Source organism: Collinsella aerofaciens, assembly GCF_015556945.1.
Taxonomy (GTDB): Bacteria; Actinomycetota; Coriobacteriia; order Coriobacteriales; family Coriobacteriaceae; genus Collinsella; species Collinsella aerofaciens_AO.
The window spans coordinates 26,994-43,105 of sequence record NZ_JADNNH010000020.1 but is presented as its reverse complement, the minus strand read 5'-3'; the positions used below and the strand labels follow the sequence as shown (position 1 = coordinate 43,105).

Genomic DNA, 16,112 nt, shown 5'->3' with positions numbered 1-16,112 from the left:
AGCGCCCACGGGGGCTCCGTCTCGCTCGCCAACAGCCCCTCGGGCGGCGCGGTGGCCACCATCGCGGTCCCCCTGTGAGGGCCTGACGACTCAGGCCCTTGATTCGCGATTTCGGGAATGACTCAATTGATTCGCAAAACCTCAGGCCGCTCCTTTAATCACTCCCTGGTTTCCGCCGGGGTTCGTAGCGGGTGGCGTGAAAAGGGGTGATTCAAAGGGTCGGAGAGATGCGTCTTAGCCGAGAATAAGGTTAGCCTTATCTTACTGCATGATTCGTGTGTTATAGTTAGATGTCTCTAACTATTTGGGGGCGATAGCAATGCGCGAATGCAAGGGCTTCTGGGACAAGAATGCCGGTCGGTACGACCGTTTCATGCGAAAGGACCGGGCGGCGTATGAGAAGATGTATGAGCTGATCAGGCCGGTGGTAAAAACAAAAACCGTACTGGAGGTTGCCACCGGCACGGGGCTTATCGCAAAGAGCATCGTAAATGCGGCGGCGCACATCGAGGCTACGGACGCTTCTGCAAAGATGATCCTTGAAGCAAAGCGGGACAATCAATCCGCAAAGCTGCACTTTTCCGTACAAGATATGTTCCGCCTGCCCTATGCACAGAAGTCCTTTGATGTGGTGATCGCGTCCAACGCGCTTCACATAGTGCCGCATCCGGAAAAGGCCCCGCAAGAAATCAGGCGGGTGCTGAAGGACGACGGCGTGCTCATCGCGCCAACCTTCACCCACGCGGGGAGCTCAGTTTCCGGCAAGGCAAAAGCCTATTTCATGAGTATGGCAGGATTCCCCCTCCACAGCAGGTGGACAAGCGAGGAATACCTACGTTTCCTGCGTCAAAACGGCTGGGCAGTGCAGAAAAGCGCGGTGCTGAAGGCCTCGTTCCCGTTGACCTATGCGGAATGCACGAAATCGGAGGGGCCAGATGTCGTTCTTTGAAAACACCCGCAAGCCCGTGGGCCTCGGCGGAAAACTTATGGTTGCCATGATGAATCTGGGGCACAGCCCTGTGGCGCGGTGGGGACTTCGATTTCTACGACTTGCGCCAAATGCCAAGGTGCTGGATTGCGGCTGCGGCGGCGGGGCGAACATAAAACGGCTGCTGAAAAAATGCCCGCATGGCGTCGTCAAGGGCATCGACTATTCGCCCGTCAGCGTGGAGAAGACTAGAAAGCTCAACCGAACCGCAATTCGGGAGGGGCGTTGCGCCGTTCTGCAAGGCAGTGTGGCGGATATGGCATTTGAGGATAGCTGCTTCGATGCAGTCACGGCCTTTGAGACCGTCTACTTTTGGCCTGATTTGCCCCGATGCTTCCGTGAGGTCTGGCGGACGCTGAAGCCAGGCGGGACAATTCTTATCTGCAACGAGAGCAATGGCGATACGGACAAGGACGAGAGGTGGACGCAGATCATCGGCGGCATGACCATCTACAAGGACATTGAATTAAAAGCTTGTCTGGAGCAGGCGGGTTTTCACGAGGTGCAGATACACAAAAAGAAAAAGTGGCTCTGCGTCACAGCGCGGAAGTAAGGGCATCAAGCACGGGTGTTTTTGCATCCATCCTGCACATGGCGATAGGCATGACGGTCATAGCGGCTGTGCTGGCGGCAATTATGACAGTTCTTATTCACTGAGGAAGAAACCTATGAAATGTAAAATTGAGAAAAACACCGTGCAGGAGACGCTGATCCTCCCGCTGTATTCCCGAAAGCTGTGTACGGAGCTGTACCCGAACCTTTACAGGGATGAAACAGCGGTTCGTCTGCTCGACCAGATCGACTACGACTTTTCAGAGGCAGAGAAAAACTCCCGCAGCCTGATGCAGCGTTTTGGTGCGCTGGAGGTGGCCATGCGGCAGGGTGATCTTGCTTTCGAGGTGCGGGATTACCTGAAAGGCCACCCCAATGCGGCGGTGGTCAATCTGGGCTGCGGGCTGGACAACACCGGCAGAACCTGCGACAACGGTAGATGCAAGATCTACAATCTGGACTTCCCGGATGTGATTGCCTTGCGGCAGCAGCTACTGCCCGCCGGGAATCGAGAACAAAATATCCCCTGTGACCTGAAAGACACCGCATGGTTTAGCAAAATCGATGCCTCCGGCGGGGTGGTGTTCTTTGCCTCCGGGGTGTTCTATTACTTTCTGACCCAGCAGGTCCGGGAACTGGTGCGGGAGATGGCGGACGCTTTCCCCGGCGGTGTGCTGGTCTTTGATGCTGCCAATCGGACGGCAGTAAAGATGATCGCAAAAACATGGCTTAAGACTGCAAAAATCAAGGATGTTGGGGCATATTTTGCGGTTTCGGATGCCGCCAAGGAAATCGGCGCGTGGGACAGCCGTCTGCAGGTCACAAGTCGCGGCTATATGCTGGGTTATAACGATTTGAGAGACCCTTCTGTCAGCGGCTTTTTCCGGTTTCTCGCAAGGGTCGGTGACAACGGGATGAAAATGCAAATCGTGAAAATAAGATTTTGAGAGGCAAAAATGCAAAAGACGAGCACTTCTTGCCGCTCAATTGGCAAGAAGCGCTCGTCTTTTCTTAACGCGTCGTATGGCGGAGAGAGCGCAAGTTACGCGAGCGCCCTTCTTGCCAGCTCGGCCGCGCCAAGGATTCCTTGGTCGCCGCCGCAGCCCGGAGCGCAGATGTAGCTCTCTATGTCCTTAAGCTCGGCGGTCTGGATGTAGCCACCCAGATATTCGAGGGTCTTCTTGCGGACGATGCCGTAGAGCTGCTCCTGGTGCATCACGCCGCCGCCGAGGACGATACGGCGAGGCGAGTACATGAGCACGAGGTTCGCGCACATCTGCCCCAGATAATCCCCCTCGAGCGCCCACACCTCAGCGTTGTCCGCGAGCTCGGCCGCGGGCTTTCCCCAGCGCGCGGCGATGGCGGGGCCGGAGGCGAGGCCCTCGAGACAGCTCGCGTGGCTCGGGCAGACGCAGCGTCCCTCCTCGGTGGGACGGGTCCTTACCAGCATGTGGCCGGCCTCGGGGTGCAGCATGCCGTGAAGGAGCCTGCCCGCGCACATGACGCCCGCGCCCACGCCGGTGCCGATGGTCACGTAGACGGCGTCCTCGAGCCCCTTGCAGCAGCCGAAGACCACTTCGCCGAGGCAGGCAACGTTCACGTCCGTGTCGTAGGTCACCGGAATCCCGAGGGCGTCGGCGAACGCGGCGCGAAGACCATAGCCTCGCCACGCGAGCTTGGGCGTCTGGAGGATGGAACCGTAGCGCTCATCGTTGGGGTCGACGCAGGTCGGGCCGAAGGCGCCGATGCCCAACGCGTTCACATCGCGGGCGGTGAACCACTCGACCATTTGTGGGACGGTCTCGGCGGGCGTAAGCGTCGGGGTCTCCATACGGTCGAGAACCTCGCCGTCGCCGGACACCACGGCACAGACCATCTTGGTCCCGCCGGCCTCGAGGGCGCCGAGCCTCATTTGCTTTTCGCTCATGTGATCCTCCTTACAAAGGGACGCCCGCAGTCATGGTCAACCGCGGGCGCCCATAACGTTGGCTTGTTTCGAGGCGACCCTACCTGGGCACGCGGTCCTGCCTTGCGGCAAACGGGGCGAGCACGGCGTGCGGCTCGCTTTGGTACCAGTAGGCGACGGTGGAGATGTCGTCCTCGCGCTCGTAGAGCTTGATGTCGTCGTTGCCGAGGTCCTGGAACGTCACGCGCAGGTCCTCCTTGAACGAGATCGGGTCGGGAAGGTGCCACCTGTAGAGGCCGTGCCTGGGCAGCGCGTCGTCGTTGGTCGCGAGCATCGGGTTCGGGTTCGGCTTGCCCGCGCTGAAGCGGTCGCGCGTGGCGTCGCGCGTCGAGCGGTACGGGTAGCCGGCGAACAGCGTGTTGAAGCACTGCGCCTCGGGCAGCGCGTGGGGCGGCCTGTCGAGGAAGGCCCAGGCACCGCCGAAGTAGTCCTCGGCTCCCGTCGAGGTGACCGTGGGGAACTCCTCGTCGCCGTCGAGGAAGAACTTCATCTCGCCCTCGCCCCACCAATAGCGCTCCAGGGCGCACAGGGCCATGTAGGTGCCGACGTAGTAGCCCTTACCGCGCACGCCGTCGAGCACGGTGTAGTCGACGCCCCTGCGGGTGCTGCGCTCGCGGTTAAAACGGGCGTGGAAGTACATGGCGTCGTCCGGCACGTCGGTGAGCGCGTAGTTGAACGTGTAGAAGATGTACTTAATGAACCCGGGGTGCTCGCTCGTAAGCGTGACCTTGGCGTGCTTCCTGAAAGGCATCTCGAAGTAGCAGTTCATGCCGCCCGTCGGGTTCACGCAGATGGGCATCGAGTTGACGATGGCGCGCTCACCGAAGCCGTTGCAGAAGAAGTCGCCGACAGGGCACTCGACCGAGGGGGTCTCCTCGTCGTCCCAGTAGAAGCGCAGCACGAGGTCGCGCATGACGAAGCTGCCGGCGGCGGTCTTGTCGGGGACGGTCATCCAGATGTGGCGGATGATGCCGGGGCCCTCGATGTCCGCGAGCGTGATGGTCTCGCCGGACTCAAGGGGCACGCAGCACGAGCCCTTGCGGCCGACGCCGAGGTGGCTGGCCGACATGGCGGCACGGCCCTTCTCGCCCGTGATGTTCTCGGGGGTGATGGCGCGGCTTTCCTCACCGCCGTGCATCCACACGTCCTTAAGGAACTCTCTCATCGTCGACCTCCTCTATTCGTCGTCTTCGCACTCGGCGGAACTGGCACCGTTCACGTAGACGATCTGCTGGCGCGCCTCGTCGACGAGGGCGTCGAAGTCGAGTTTCTCGTCGGGGCGCGCGAGCGCGACCGTCATGGCGAGCGGGAGGTTGACACCCGCGATCACGTGGATCCGGTCGGAGGCGAAGCGGGAGAAGCGCTGGTTCACGCTGCCGCCGAGCGCGTCGGTAAGGACGACGACCTCGTCAGTGCCCGAAAGCGCAGCCTCGACCGCCGCGTCGAGCCCCTCGCCGTTGTCGTTCACGTAGGCGCACACGGCGTTGACGGCGTCGCTCTTACCCGTAAGGAACTCGAGGGTGTCCTTGAAGCCCTGGGCGAGAAGGGAATGGCTCGCCACAACTATCTTTCTCATTGATTCACCAATCTCTTGGGTCGAAGCTAGGCGAGGATGCCGGCGGCGGAGGCGACCATCGCGAGGACGATCACCACGAGGATGAGGGCCGTCATGCTCGCGTTCTTCTTGGTAAGAAGGTAATACGCGCTTCCCGTGATGGCGGCGGGGATCATGGCAGGCAGGATCTTGTCGAGCAGCGGCTGAATCTCCATCGAAACGTCGCCGAAGCTGAAGCTAATCGGGCAGGTGACGCCGATGACCGAGGCGATGAGGCAGCCGACCACGGTGAGGCCGAGCACGGAGGCGGCGGCAGTGAGGTTGGGAAGCTTCTCGCTGAAGTCGGTGACGAGCTTCACGCCCTGCTTGTAGCCGAACTCGAGGGCGTGCATGCGGACCCAGAAGATGGCCAGGATGAGCGCGAACCAGATGCCGGCTCCCACGGGGTTGCCCTCGATGGCCATGTAGGCGGCGATGGAGCCCATGATGGTCGGGATCATGGTCATGAGCAGGGAGTCGCCGACGCCGGCGAGCGGTCCCATGGTGCCGATCTTCAGGTCTTGGACGGCGTCCGCCGCCGCTAGGCCGTCGCGTTCCTCCATGGCCACGCAGGCGCCAAGGATGATGGCGGCGAGCCAAGGCTGGGTATTGTAGTAGCGGAAGTGGTTGTTGAGCGCTTGCTTATAGTCCTCGTCGTTCGTGTAGATCTTCCTCAGGACCGGCGAGAGGGCGTAGGCGACTGAGGCGCCCTGCTGGGTCTGGTAGTTGAAGGTGCACACGCTCATGAGCCAGCGCCAGTTCGCGTTGCGCAGATCCTTCTTGGTGACCTTGTAGCCGGAGGGCTTGCCCTCGGCGACGGCGGTGATGTTCTCGTTTTCCATGGTTACTCATCCTCTCCGATGAAGGCGTCTGCGGAAGCGTGGGCGGCGAGCTCGGTGTCCCTCTCGGCACGCTGGTAGAACGCGATCGCGAGGGCAACGCCGACGATGGCGGCGCCGATGATGGGCACGTTCAGGAAGGCCGAGAGGAAGAAGCCGACGAGCAGGTACTGGAAGTACTTGCCGGTGGGCATGTAGCGGAGCAGCATGGCGATACCGATGGCCGGGAGCATCTTGCCGGCGAGGGTGAGGCCGGAGAGGAACCACTGAGGCATGACCTCGAGGAGCCAGTTGACGGCGGGCTGGCCGAGCGTCACGGAGACAAAGACGGGCAGGGCGGCGCACAGGCCGAAGAGCGCGGGGCAGACCCACAGGATGGCGTTCATCTGATTGAACTTACCCTCGTTGCAGAACTTCTGGGACTTCTCGACGACGAAGCCGTTGAGGATCTTGACGATGACGTCGAGCTGGATGCCGAGCATGCCGACCGGCAGGCCGATGGCGAGGCCCGTGTCCGCGCCCAGGGTCACGCCGTAGGCGGTGGCGATGATGGCCATCGTGCCGTAGTCGGGAATCGACGAGCCGCCGAAGCCCGCGACGCCGAGCTGCATGAGCTGGATGGTGCCGCCGATGACGAGGCCGGTCTGCCAGTCGCCCATGACGACGCCGGTGATAAGGCCCCAGAAGACGGCATAGTTGACGAAGATCATCGGGATGCCGTAGTAGTCCACGTGCTTGATGAAGGCCAGCAGGGTCAAAAGGACGACCTGCAGGATAGTGAAGTTGACCATGATCCCTCCTTAGATGAGGTCGGCGACGGAGACGGGCTTGTCGGCGGGCACGAACTGTGCCGTCACCTTGACGCCGCGGGCGATGAGCGCCTTGTAGCTCTGGACGTTCTCGGCGGAGGCATAGGCGCGCTGGGTGAGCTGGACGCCGCCCTCCTTGACGAGCGAGCCGCCGACGATCAGCGACGGGAGCTCGATGCCCGACTCGACCAGGTGAAGGATCGTCTCGGGCTCCTTGGCGATGACAAAGACCTTCTCGCGGTCGTACTTGCCCGCCGCGAAGTTCTTGAGCGCAGTCTGCTCGGAGATGATCGAGACGGCCATGCCCGCGGGGCGCGCCATCCTCATAGTGGACTTCAGGACCTCGTCGCCGGCGACCTTGTCGTCGATGACCATGACTCGGGTCGCGCCCGACACCGGGGCCCACTGCGTCACGATGATGCCGTGAAGCAGGCGATTGTCGATTCGTGCCATAACAACACTCATGTTTGCTCCTATCAAATGAAGTTTTACGTTCGGTACTGCCTCGGCGCTATCCGGATTCGCGCCGGGCAAGGGGTTATCGGATTATTGAGGACGCGCAGTCAGCTTGCGGCGGCGCGGGGAAGGTCACTCGTCGAGCAGGAGGTCCGAGGAGCCGAGGCGCTCTTCTCGCGCCGGGGCGGCGCTCACGCTTATGTAGTCGAAGACATATGCGATCTCGCTTACGGGAACCTCTACGCGATAGCGCGTCGAGATGCTCGAGAAGCTCTGCCTGAAGGACTCGATGAAATCGGCACGCTCCTCCTCGAAGCGGTCCTGGCCAACGTAGGTCTCAATGGGGTTTCTGGTAACAAGGCGCTCGACGAGACAGCAGAGGTGGACGTAGAGCCCAATGATGGCGTTGCTGCCGATCTTCTCGCCTGTCCTGCGCTGAAGCTCGTGCACGGCGCTCTCGATCTCGTGGAATAGCCGCTCCGGGTCGAGGATGGTGATGGAGCGGATGACGTTCTGCAGCGTCATGTTCGAGAGCAGCTTCTCGTGGAAAGAAGAGAGCTCGGAAGCGTCAAGCCACCTGCCGAACACGGCATCAACCTTAGAGGCGGACGCCGTCGACATGATGTCCTCGAGGGCGACGAAGGGGACGGAGGCGACCCCGGGGTCTCCCGTGCCGATGACGGCGCAGACGCGGTGCTCGGAGAAAACGGCGTCATTCGACCCGTTCGCGACGAGCTGCTTGAAGGGCCTCGTGAGCAGGCGCGCGCCTATGGTGCGCGGGAGGCTCTGCGAGACGAGCTGGCGTATCCTCTCCGCGGCGTCGACCCCGGACTCGGAGCAGAAGACGATGGCGTCCTCACGGTTGACGCGCTCGATCACCTTGCAGTGCGTCACGCACGCGGCGGTCGCATCGCCAAGAACCTCGGCGATGGACTTGCCGCCGAGCAGCCCGACCCCGATCTCGAGCGCAAGACCGGTAGAGACGTTGTTCACCACGCCGATAGTGGAGTCGGTAACGTTCTCGAGGGCCTTATAGGCCTCCTCCAAGGAGCCCATGTCGACGAGGAACACGACCCCGGTGCAGTAGGAATGGCGGTCGACGAGGCGCTGGAGCGGACCGACGATGTCCTTCAGCTGCTGGTCGTAGGGCATGTCGACAGCCTCGTACACATGCATGCCGAGCATACGGTTCGCCGCGTCGGCGATGCTCGTCGCCGTTGAGTAGCCGTGGGACAAGATGACGCAGAGCGTCCGAAGGGCCTTCGCATCGCGAGACTCCGATGCGACGCACAGCGTCAGAAGCGTCTTCGTGAAGTGATCGAGCGAGATTCCCAGCGCCCCTTCCACGTCTGCGGCGACCTGATCGGAGACGCTCGAGGCAAACGGTAATTCGGAGGTCACGGCACCGAGGAGATGGGAGATTTGCTCCGCACAGGCAGACTTTCGCTTAGCCAGGCCGATGCCCGGCCACAACTGCAGGCAAATCTCCTGGGCCAGTAGAAAAGCGACCTTCCTCGAAAGCTCGATGCCATAAGAAGAGCCTGCGTCGGCAAGGACCGCGCCCACGATGCGCTCGAAGGCGCGCGACCTCGAGGAGGTAACGCCGCGGCCGAAGATCAAGTGATCCTCAACGCCGCGCACAGCGGAGACAGCTTGCGAGACGAGCTCGGAGACAGAGAGCTCCCCGGCGCAGAATCGCTCATCGAGAGAGCACAGGGCATCGAGCGCCTGCTCGACCGGCCCTGTGCTCTCGGCGGCATCCAGGGACGCGTCGATCAGAACGCCATCATCGGGCTGTTGATCGATCTGCGCGGAGGAGAGGAGCCCGCTGGGAAGAAGATACGGGCGAACGACGACGTAGTCGCCCTCGCGATTGAGGAACGCTTTGGCGCAGCAGTTCGTCACGCAGGCGCGCAAGCCGGCGATGTTATCGGAAAAGTCCGCGTTCACGAGGCAACGGTATGCGCCGCGGCTAATCTTCACATCAGAACCGATTCGGCACCCCTCGCTGCGCAGGAAGCTCAAGATGAGATCCTCGCGCTCCTCGGGGGTCCGCTCCTTGAGTGAGGGGACGCGGGCACAGATGGGCATTTTGCTGTAGGCCGAGGAAACCTTCAGGTCATCGGCGGAAAGCGTCGTCGAAAGAACGAGGCGAGCGCGCGGCGCATCCTGGGAGGCATCGAGCCCGAGGGCCGTCGCAAGGCAGTGCTCCATCGCAGAGGGAGAGAGTGCCTCGATGCCGTTGACAAAAACCACACCCCCGCGCGATTTCGCGATCGACTCGTCAAGAAGCCCGTTGAACGAGGCGGCGTCCGGGACCCCGGCGCAGTCGATGCGCACATAGGAGGAGTCGCGGGGCAGCAAGCCCTGGTTCTTACCGTACTCGTACACAAGACGAGAAAGGAAAGACTTGCCGACACCCACGCCGCCGCTCAAGAGGATGGGCAGGCCGAACGGAGGGTACTGAACCGCAGCCTTGCACTGCTCGACAACGGAGCTGAGGCTCAGGTCAAAGCCCACGGCACGCGCGAAGTCACGGTGATCGGCGATTCCCGTCGCCTGGATGAGGTCGGCGAGCGAGGCGTACTCGCTTGCAGAGAGCTTTACCTGAAAACGCTTCTGGAACGCGCGGCGATGAAAATAACGGACAGGCCTGCCCGCCACCTTAACCACAAGGCCGGCGCGAACAAGGTCGTTGAGGTACTGGCTCGCCAGACTCCTGGAGATGATGAGCGTCTCGGCGATGTCGGAGGTGGACAGACGGGCAAGGTCGTCGAGCGAGACGGCAGAGGTGAGGGCCTCGAGATGCTCGAGAATCCTGTCCCTCATGTCGACGGGCTTCTTTGCCAAGCTGTCCTGTGCGGTCTTGTCCATGACTTCTTACCTCCTTGTACAAGGAGTATAAGGGGAACACAGAGAACGGAAGGAGGCGCGTGGGGGAATCAACAGCCCCGAGGAGAAGTTCACCACTTGGGGGGCAGAAAACAACGGCCATTGAACATTCAGGGCCGACGCTCAACACTTCGGCTCGACACTTCGCTTTGGAAAGGGCCCTGCACGATGGTGCAGCCCTCCATCTCGCAGCACAGGTCGCCGAAGGTCGCGAGGATGCGCTCCTTCTGTTCCGCGGGCGAGACGACTCGGTGGGCAAGGTCCTCTCAAAAGGGGTCGTCCGACGCCGCAAGACCTCGATGACCGACTACCGCCTCGAGCAAGTGGCGGATTACCTCTGTACTATCGAACTTGCCTTGGTCAAGTACGAGGCCAAGGAGGACGGTGAGACGTACAACAAGTTCTTCGGAGGTATAGGCTCTTTCAAAAGGAACTGGTTCAAGCAAGCCCGCAGCAAGCGGATATAGGTGGCCTCGCGGTTTCGCAAGGAACGGCCAGCTCTCCTCTGGCGAGGAACACCGGGCGACGTGCCTCGAGCAGCGGAAGCTGAAGCGCAAGCAGAAGCAGCGCGGGCAATGATCGGTGCGGATATGGGCCCAGACGTGAACAGTGCTACGTCCCCTGTTCACGGGGCGCGAAACCGCAAAGGTTGCACAGAGGTTGCAAAATAAGAAGCCCCCGACCTGTTTTCGCAGGTCAGAGGCTTGAAATCAACGAATATCGTTTACTCCCACTCGATAACGGGTGCCGCAGGTAAATGAGGCGCTCGTTTTGCCTCAGTCCGTTCTATCAGGCATTCTCCCATCGCCGTTTGATACTCATTTGGTCCTCACGCCGGCTAATCTGACCACAATTAGGGCAGGGCATACCCCTTCTTAAATCGCTCGTCAAAGGGACAGAAATCGCTATAGACATAGCCGTCAATAAGCGATGAACCGTTCGGTTGGCGTATCTCATGCCGCCGGAACTTCTCGACATAGCCATCGGACTTATCGTGCTCGAAATAGTCGAACTGATCAAGCCATTCGTCGTATTCATCGGCCCGCTTCACGCGCGTTTCATACCTCTTCGCCCATTCAAAAAGAAAAGAGTCGGGAACAGGCGCTCTCGCTAGAAGCGCCGGCCCCTCTTCCAGCTGAACCGGAATCAATCCATATGAAGCCGAGAGCTGAAATAGCGCATGAGCAGCTTGAACAGGACTACCGAAATCGGTAAATACAAGCGCTCCCCTCTTCACCTCAAGAGCGCTGGACAGTTTTTGAAGCGCCGCATATTTCGGCACCCTAGCCCCCTGCTCATACGAACGTAGCGTTGCGAGGGAGAGATCGGCCTCTCGGGCCAAATCCAGCTGGGTCTTTGCAGGGGTACACCGCGCCCTTAGCTCTGGCAGCTTCTTGGACTGCATCCTATTTTGCCAGGGCGTAATCGGCACCCAGGACTCTCGCGGATCATATTCATATCGAAGGGGAAACTGGGACGGATCAAAGTCTGCAGCGTAGTTGTCCTTCCATCTTTCATAGTCGTCTCGGTCGGAGTCGCTCTCGATCTGAGCATACTGAGCGGCCCACTTTTTTAGAAACGCCTTCATGAAGGGCGAGGTCGGCTTGAGCGCAGAATAGCGCTCGTTTGCAACAGGCTCGAATCCGTATGTCGCGGCGAATTGGAAAAAAGCCTGAGCAATCAGATCCGTATCACTGAAGTCGTAATAGTGCAGCGACTCGGCCCGTATTCCGAAAGCGTTCGCAAGTCTATCCAAATGCTCCTCCTTCGGGGCGGACTTCATCAGCTCGTAATTTCTTAAGGCCGATTCCGGGATTCCCGCTGCCTGCGCGGCCACCTTTCGAGTCCATTTTCGCGTCGAACGAAGACGAAGCAGCTTCTGAGACAGCTGCTGCCTTCCCCAGCGTTTACTCGTCTGTTCCCATTCCCTATCGACCACATATGACGACAAAGCTTCCGAAATTGCACCGACGCAGTCGACGGCAGTCATCCAAATACACCTCCAACAAATAGTTGCCTCAAGTGTACACGTGAAACCTTATGTGTGCAGAAAATGTATTAGATGCGACTTTCGCAGCAAGATTGAAGCCAATTTCTAATTTTTGTCGCACTTAATGCTTTTTTTGGACATAATCAGGACAAGGGGGCAACCGGTGCCCCACCCCGGAAAGGAGACTACATATGACACGTCAGCTTATCGGCGCGGAGGAGGTTGCCGAGATCACGGGCATGAGCAAGTCCTATTCGTTCAAGCTGATCAAGACTTTGAATGCAGAGCTTGCAGCTCAGGGGATCATGACCATCCCCGGGAAGGTCCAGCGCTCGTATTTCGAGGCACGCCTTCTCTCCGCCCCTTCTAAGCAGAAGGTGGCGATGACTAATGTCAGTTAGCCGCGACAAGAAGCGCGGGACCTGGACAGTCGAGGCTTGGTATCGCAACTCTATGGGCGAGCGTCATAAGAAGACGAAGCGCGGGTTCGCCTCCAAGAAGGAGGCTGTGGCTTGGGAGCGCGACTTCCTTGCCTCCTGCGACGAGCGTGTCGAGGTCACCGTCGAGGCCTTCGTCAAAACCATGTACGCACGTGACATCTACCCTCGACTGCGAGTCGGCACCAGGCTCACCAAGGATGCCATTATCGACAAGTACATCCTGCCCGTTTTTGGCCCCATGCGCCTTTGTGACGTCAAGGCTGCGGACGTGGTGCGTTGGGAGAATTGGCTCCTTGAGCAGAACCTGTCGCAGAGCTATCTCCACACCATCTGCAACCAGTTCTCAGCCATCTTCAACCACGCCGTCCGATTCTACCGCCTGCCCCAGAATCCCATGTTGGCGGCGGGAAAGGTCGGCTCCAAGCGCCCCGAGAAGGAGATGCTCTACTGGACCCCTGCCGAGTTCAAGCGCTTCTCCCAGGCCATCGAGGACAAGCCGCTCATCTACCTTGCATTCCTCACGCTCTACCTCTCGGGCTGTCGCGAGGGCGAGCTCCTCGCCCTCCGTCCGGAAGACATCGACTTCAATCTCAACGTTATCCGTATCCGTCATTCCTACGCCCGCATCAAGGGCGAGGACGTTATCGGTCCACCCAAGACGCGCGCCTCGAAGCGGGACATCGTCATGCCGAGCCTCCTTCGTGAGGAGCTGCGTGATTATCTGTCGACACATCCCGAGATCGCCCCTACCGACCGGCTCTTCCCCGTCACGAAGCACGCGTTGTCGCATGAGATGAAGAGGGGTTGCGAGCTCTCGGGCGTGAAGCGCATCCGCATCCACGACATCCGCCACTCGCACGTCAGTGCGCTCATCAACAGCGGCTACTCGCCCACGGCAATCGCCGACCGCATGGGTCACGAGACCGCCGAGGTCACGGAGATGTATTCGCATCTCTTCCCCTCGACCCAGCACGACCTCGTGGAGGCGCTGGACGAGGTGATGTCGGATGTCTAGGCCGATTGTGGACGCCAAGGGACGCCGTCGCTGCAAGACCATCGCCTTCCGCATGTCGCCCGCAGAGGCGGACCAGCTCGACCTCCGCGTCGCTTTGAGCGGTCTGTCGAAGCAGGACTTCATCGCGAGAAGCCTGCTGGAAGGCACTTTTACTGTGGTCGCAACCACCCGCATGCGCAAGGCGGTTAAGGAGCGCATGGGACCTGTCGTAGCGGAACTCCGGCGTATCCGGCGCGCAGGAGACATGAACGACGAGCTCGTCGAGTCGCTCGAGACGCTCGCCGCCTTTGCCGGATCGTTCGCGCCCGAGCGCTCCCCTGTGGAGCTTGAAGACGCCCTAATCGCAAACCTGGGTCTGGACGACGGCCTCCCCTACCAAAGCTCGGCCGTCGCCCAAAAACATGAGCCCACACGTAAGGAGGACTCTGTCGATGAATCTTAGCATGATGAATTCCGCCCGACGCCGCGCCGTCTTGCGCGACTACCGCCTCGACCACCCCTTGTCGGAGGAAGAGCTGGTCGAGCGCCTTATCGACACGGAGCTTCGCCTCCGCCGGCTCGAAGCACTCGCCTCCGCCAAGAACCACCCCATCAATGGCCCTCGCCGTCACCATTCTTGTGAGGCGATCTGATGGGCACGCAGAAGCACGACGACGCCCCCGAGCCGCAGTCCCCGGAGCGCCGCTCCCCGCCGACGGTCAACGAGATCGTCGAGGAGCTCAAGTCTCTTCCCCTGAACGTCGGCTACAACCGTCTCGCGAACGAGCTCTTCAAGACTGGGCCCCTGCCCTGGGATGCAGATTCGCAGGAACGCCGGTGGCGCGATAGCGACGACGCACGGCTCTTCGCCCTCCTCCAGCAGATCATCTCTCTCCAGAAGGAGAAGTTCATGCTGCTCGCGCTGACCATCGTCGGCGAGGACAACGCCTATGACCCGCTCGTTGCCATGCTCGATGCCCTCACCTGGGACGGCATCCCGCGCGTAGGGACGCTCCTCAATGTCTACCTTGGCGCGGAGAGGAACGCATACGTCTCGGAGGTCGAGCGCATCTTGTTCTGCGAGGGCATCGCCCGCGTCTACAGCCCGGGCTGCAAGGCCGATTACATGCCCATCCTGTGCGGTGCCGGAGGCATCGGCAAGTCCTCCTTCGCGAGGGGCCTCGCCATGCGCGACGAGTATTTCAGCGACTCCGTGATCAACCTCGGCGACGTCAAGCTCACGGGCGAGCAGAACCGGGGCAAGTGGATCATTGAGATTCCCGAGCTCAACGGCATGTCCGAGCGCTCTATCGAGAGCGTGAAGGCTGGGGTCACCCGTCAGGTCGATGAATTCCGAGGGGCCTATTGCCGCAGGACGGAGGCGTTTCCCCGGCGCGTGGTCTTCGTCGGCACCACGAACGAGGCCGACTTCATCCGCGAGCGGACGAGCGGCGCAAGGCGCTTCCTCCCGGTGCTCTGTGGCATCGAGCGCACGGAGAAGTCCGTCTTCGACGAGGGCTTTCCTACCGCCATCCGGCAGGCATGGGCAGAGGCCCGCACGTGGATGAAGACGGGCGACCCCCGTTTCTCGACCGTCCTCACGCCCGAGATGGAGGTCGAGGCGGCCGCACAGCGCGGACGTTTTGTCGAGGAGGACCCCTGCGTGCAGAAGGTCCTCGCGTATCTCCCCGGCAACACCGACCGTCCCATGTGCACGTTCGAAATCCTCGACAAGGCCCTCCACCTTGAGAAGACCAAGGCCAACTGCAAGATGGTCAGCCGGATCCTCTCGTCGCAGTGCCCCGGATGGGTTCCGGGCAACAAGCGCCTCTGCCCTCCATACGGCAAGCAGCGCTGTTGGGTGTTCCGGGAAACGGATTAGGGCCAATTGGGTGCCGCAGCATGTCGCAGTGGCACCCTGTCCACCGCCCTTCACCTGCAAGACTCGGCAGACGGTGCCGAAGGTGCCATGGGTTCCAAAACTCTTGGCCGCTCCTCGGCACCTTCGGCACCACGCAGTCTCTCCGCAGCTAGAACCATCGCTAACCAAGACATTCAAGCGAGTTGCCGGCACCCGTGCGGCACCGGCAGAAAGGAAACACACGATGAAACTGATCGAGAAAATGAAATCGCGCCTCGCCGACCTCCTCGGGACAATCCCCGAGCACAAGGGCGACGCCGTCGACTCCGTACTCTCCCATCTGCTGGAATCCGGTCCCGGCCTGAACTTCACGCGAGCAGCGCGGGTCAACGAGCGTCCGGGTTTCACGCGCGTCGTTCGCGCCGGAATCGCCTACTACGCGAAGCCGGAGTGCAAGGTCTTGAACCCGTTCAAGGAAGGCGGGAACGGCGTCTACTTCGTCAAGGGCTGCAACGACGACCCGACCGGCCTCTACTTCACCGACGCCTACCAAGTCGACGATGCGGAATACGTCGATGCCATCGCGGCCTATCTCTTCGCCTACGGAATCCCCCGCGACGATCTCGTCATGGTACCCATCACCTTCTGGCCCAAGACCTACGAGCGCACGCCCGAGAACATCGCCGCCCTCCGTGCCGTCGGCGCACCCCTCCCGAACGAAGGGATCTAAG

General features: G+C 60.9%; 18 protein-coding genes. 10 read left to right on the top strand and 8 right to left on the bottom strand.

Going from position 1 to position 16,112, the window contains the following annotated elements; all coding sequences use genetic code 11:
* The first annotated feature begins 319 nt into the window (after nt 1–319).
* The 3 genes from I2F59_RS06940 to I2F59_RS06930 all read left to right on the top strand — a co-directional run bounded on the left by I2F59_RS06940 (nt 320) and on the right by I2F59_RS06930 (nt 2,487).
* Nucleotides 320–949: a class I SAM-dependent methyltransferase gene (locus tag I2F59_RS06940; protein WP_195503671.1), complete on the top strand. Its 630-nt coding sequence runs from the start codon at nt 320–322 to the stop codon at nt 947–949.
* Complete coding sequence (locus tag I2F59_RS06935) at nt 936–1,541, top strand: class I SAM-dependent methyltransferase (RefSeq protein WP_195503670.1); 606 nt, start codon at nt 936–938, stop codon at nt 1,539–1,541. The genes I2F59_RS06940 and I2F59_RS06935 overlap by 14 nt, the downstream gene beginning before the upstream one ends.
* A 115-nt stretch (nt 1,542–1,656) precedes the next feature.
* On the top strand, nt 1,657–2,487 hold the full coding sequence (locus tag I2F59_RS06930) for a class I SAM-dependent methyltransferase (protein ID WP_055287008.1): 831 nt from the start codon (nt 1,657–1,659) through the stop codon (nt 2,485–2,487).
* A gap of 95 nt (nt 2,488–2,582) precedes the next feature.
* On the opposite strand, the gene I2F59_RS06925 is transcribed toward I2F59_RS06930, so the two are convergent.
* From I2F59_RS06925 to I2F59_RS06895, 7 genes are all read right to left on the bottom strand, one after another.
* On the bottom strand, nt 2,583–3,467 hold the full coding sequence (locus I2F59_RS06925; protein WP_216595133.1) for an ROK family protein: 885 nt from the start codon (nt 3,465–3,467) through the stop codon (nt 2,583–2,585).
* A gap of 79 nt (nt 3,468–3,546) precedes the next feature.
* Nucleotides 3,547–4,671: a glycoside hydrolase family 172 protein gene (locus tag I2F59_RS06920; protein ID WP_172676343.1), complete on the bottom strand. Its 1,125-nt coding sequence runs from the start codon at nt 4,669–4,671 to the stop codon at nt 3,547–3,549.
* Between the two features lie 12 nt (nt 4,672–4,683).
* Nucleotides 4,684–5,082 carry a PTS sugar transporter subunit IIA gene (locus I2F59_RS06915; protein ID WP_055287011.1) on the bottom strand — a complete coding sequence of 133 codons (399 nt, stop codon included), beginning with the start codon at nt 5,080–5,082 and terminating at the stop codon, nt 4,684–4,686.
* 26 nt (nt 5,083–5,108) lie between these two features.
* Nucleotides 5,109–5,942 carry a PTS system mannose/fructose/sorbose family transporter subunit IID gene (locus I2F59_RS06910; RefSeq protein WP_117680463.1) on the bottom strand — a complete coding sequence of 278 codons (834 nt, stop codon included), beginning with the start codon at nt 5,940–5,942 and terminating at the stop codon, nt 5,109–5,111.
* 2 nt (nt 5,943–5,944) lie between these two features.
* A complete protein-coding gene (locus I2F59_RS06905) occupies nt 5,945–6,730 on the bottom strand; it encodes a PTS mannose/fructose/sorbose/N-acetylgalactosamine transporter subunit IIC (RefSeq protein WP_055287014.1) in 786 nt (261 codons plus the stop codon).
* Nucleotides 6,731–6,739: 9 nt separating this feature from the next.
* Complete coding sequence (locus I2F59_RS06900) at nt 6,740–7,213, bottom strand: PTS system mannose/fructose/N-acetylgalactosamine-transporter subunit IIB (RefSeq protein WP_055287016.1); 474 nt, start codon at nt 7,211–7,213, stop codon at nt 6,740–6,742.
* A 123-nt stretch (nt 7,214–7,336) separates the two neighbouring features.
* On the bottom strand, nt 7,337–10,078 hold the full coding sequence (locus I2F59_RS06895) for a PRD domain-containing protein (protein WP_055287017.1): 2,742 nt from the start codon (nt 10,076–10,078) through the stop codon (nt 7,337–7,339).
* Between the two features lie 59 nt (nt 10,079–10,137).
* Here I2F59_RS06895 and I2F59_RS06890 point away from each other — a divergent pair, with 59 nt between their 5' ends.
* The gene (locus I2F59_RS06890) at nt 10,138–10,563 is read left to right on the top strand and encodes a hypothetical protein (protein WP_195503669.1); all 426 of its coding nucleotides are present in this window, start codon (nt 10,138–10,140) and stop codon (nt 10,561–10,563) included.
* Between the two features lie 386 nt (nt 10,564–10,949).
* Here I2F59_RS06890 and I2F59_RS06885 read toward each other — a convergent pair whose 3' ends face one another.
* Nucleotides 10,950–12,086, bottom strand: coding sequence for a helix-turn-helix domain-containing protein (locus tag I2F59_RS06885; RefSeq protein ID WP_195503668.1), 1,137 nt, complete (start codon nt 12,084–12,086; stop codon nt 10,950–10,952).
* Nucleotides 12,087–12,277: 191 nt separating this feature from the next.
* On the opposite strand from I2F59_RS06885, the gene I2F59_RS06880 reads away from it, so the two are divergent.
* The 6 genes from I2F59_RS06880 (at nt 12,278) to I2F59_RS06855 (ending at nt 16,111) form a co-directional block, all read left to right on the top strand.
* Complete coding sequence (locus I2F59_RS06880) at nt 12,278–12,487, top strand: hypothetical protein (protein ID WP_195503667.1); 210 nt, start codon at nt 12,278–12,280, stop codon at nt 12,485–12,487.
* Nucleotides 12,477–13,541 (top strand): site-specific integrase, encoded by a 1,065-nt coding sequence (locus I2F59_RS06875; RefSeq protein ID WP_195503666.1) that lies wholly within the window; start codon nt 12,477–12,479, stop codon nt 13,539–13,541. Before I2F59_RS06880 ends, I2F59_RS06875 begins: the two co-directional genes overlap by 11 nt.
* The gene (locus I2F59_RS06870) at nt 13,534–13,983 is read left to right on the top strand and encodes a plasmid mobilization protein (RefSeq protein ID WP_117745735.1); all 450 of its coding nucleotides are present in this window, start codon (nt 13,534–13,536) and stop codon (nt 13,981–13,983) included. The genes I2F59_RS06875 and I2F59_RS06870 overlap by 8 nt, the downstream gene beginning before the upstream one ends.
* Nucleotides 13,973–14,173: a hypothetical protein gene (locus I2F59_RS06865; protein WP_147330584.1), complete on the top strand. Its 201-nt coding sequence runs from the start codon at nt 13,973–13,975 to the stop codon at nt 14,171–14,173. Before I2F59_RS06870 ends, I2F59_RS06865 begins: the two co-directional genes overlap by 11 nt.
* A complete protein-coding gene (locus tag I2F59_RS06860; RefSeq protein WP_195503665.1) occupies nt 14,173–15,402 on the top strand; it encodes a VapE domain-containing protein in 1,230 nt (409 codons plus the stop codon). The genes I2F59_RS06865 and I2F59_RS06860 overlap by 1 nt, the downstream gene beginning before the upstream one ends.
* A gap of 223 nt (nt 15,403–15,625) precedes the next feature.
* Nucleotides 15,626–16,111, top strand: coding sequence for a hypothetical protein (locus I2F59_RS06855; RefSeq protein WP_195503664.1), 486 nt, complete (start codon nt 15,626–15,628; stop codon nt 16,109–16,111).
* The last annotated feature ends 1 nt before the right edge of the window (nt 16,112 follow it).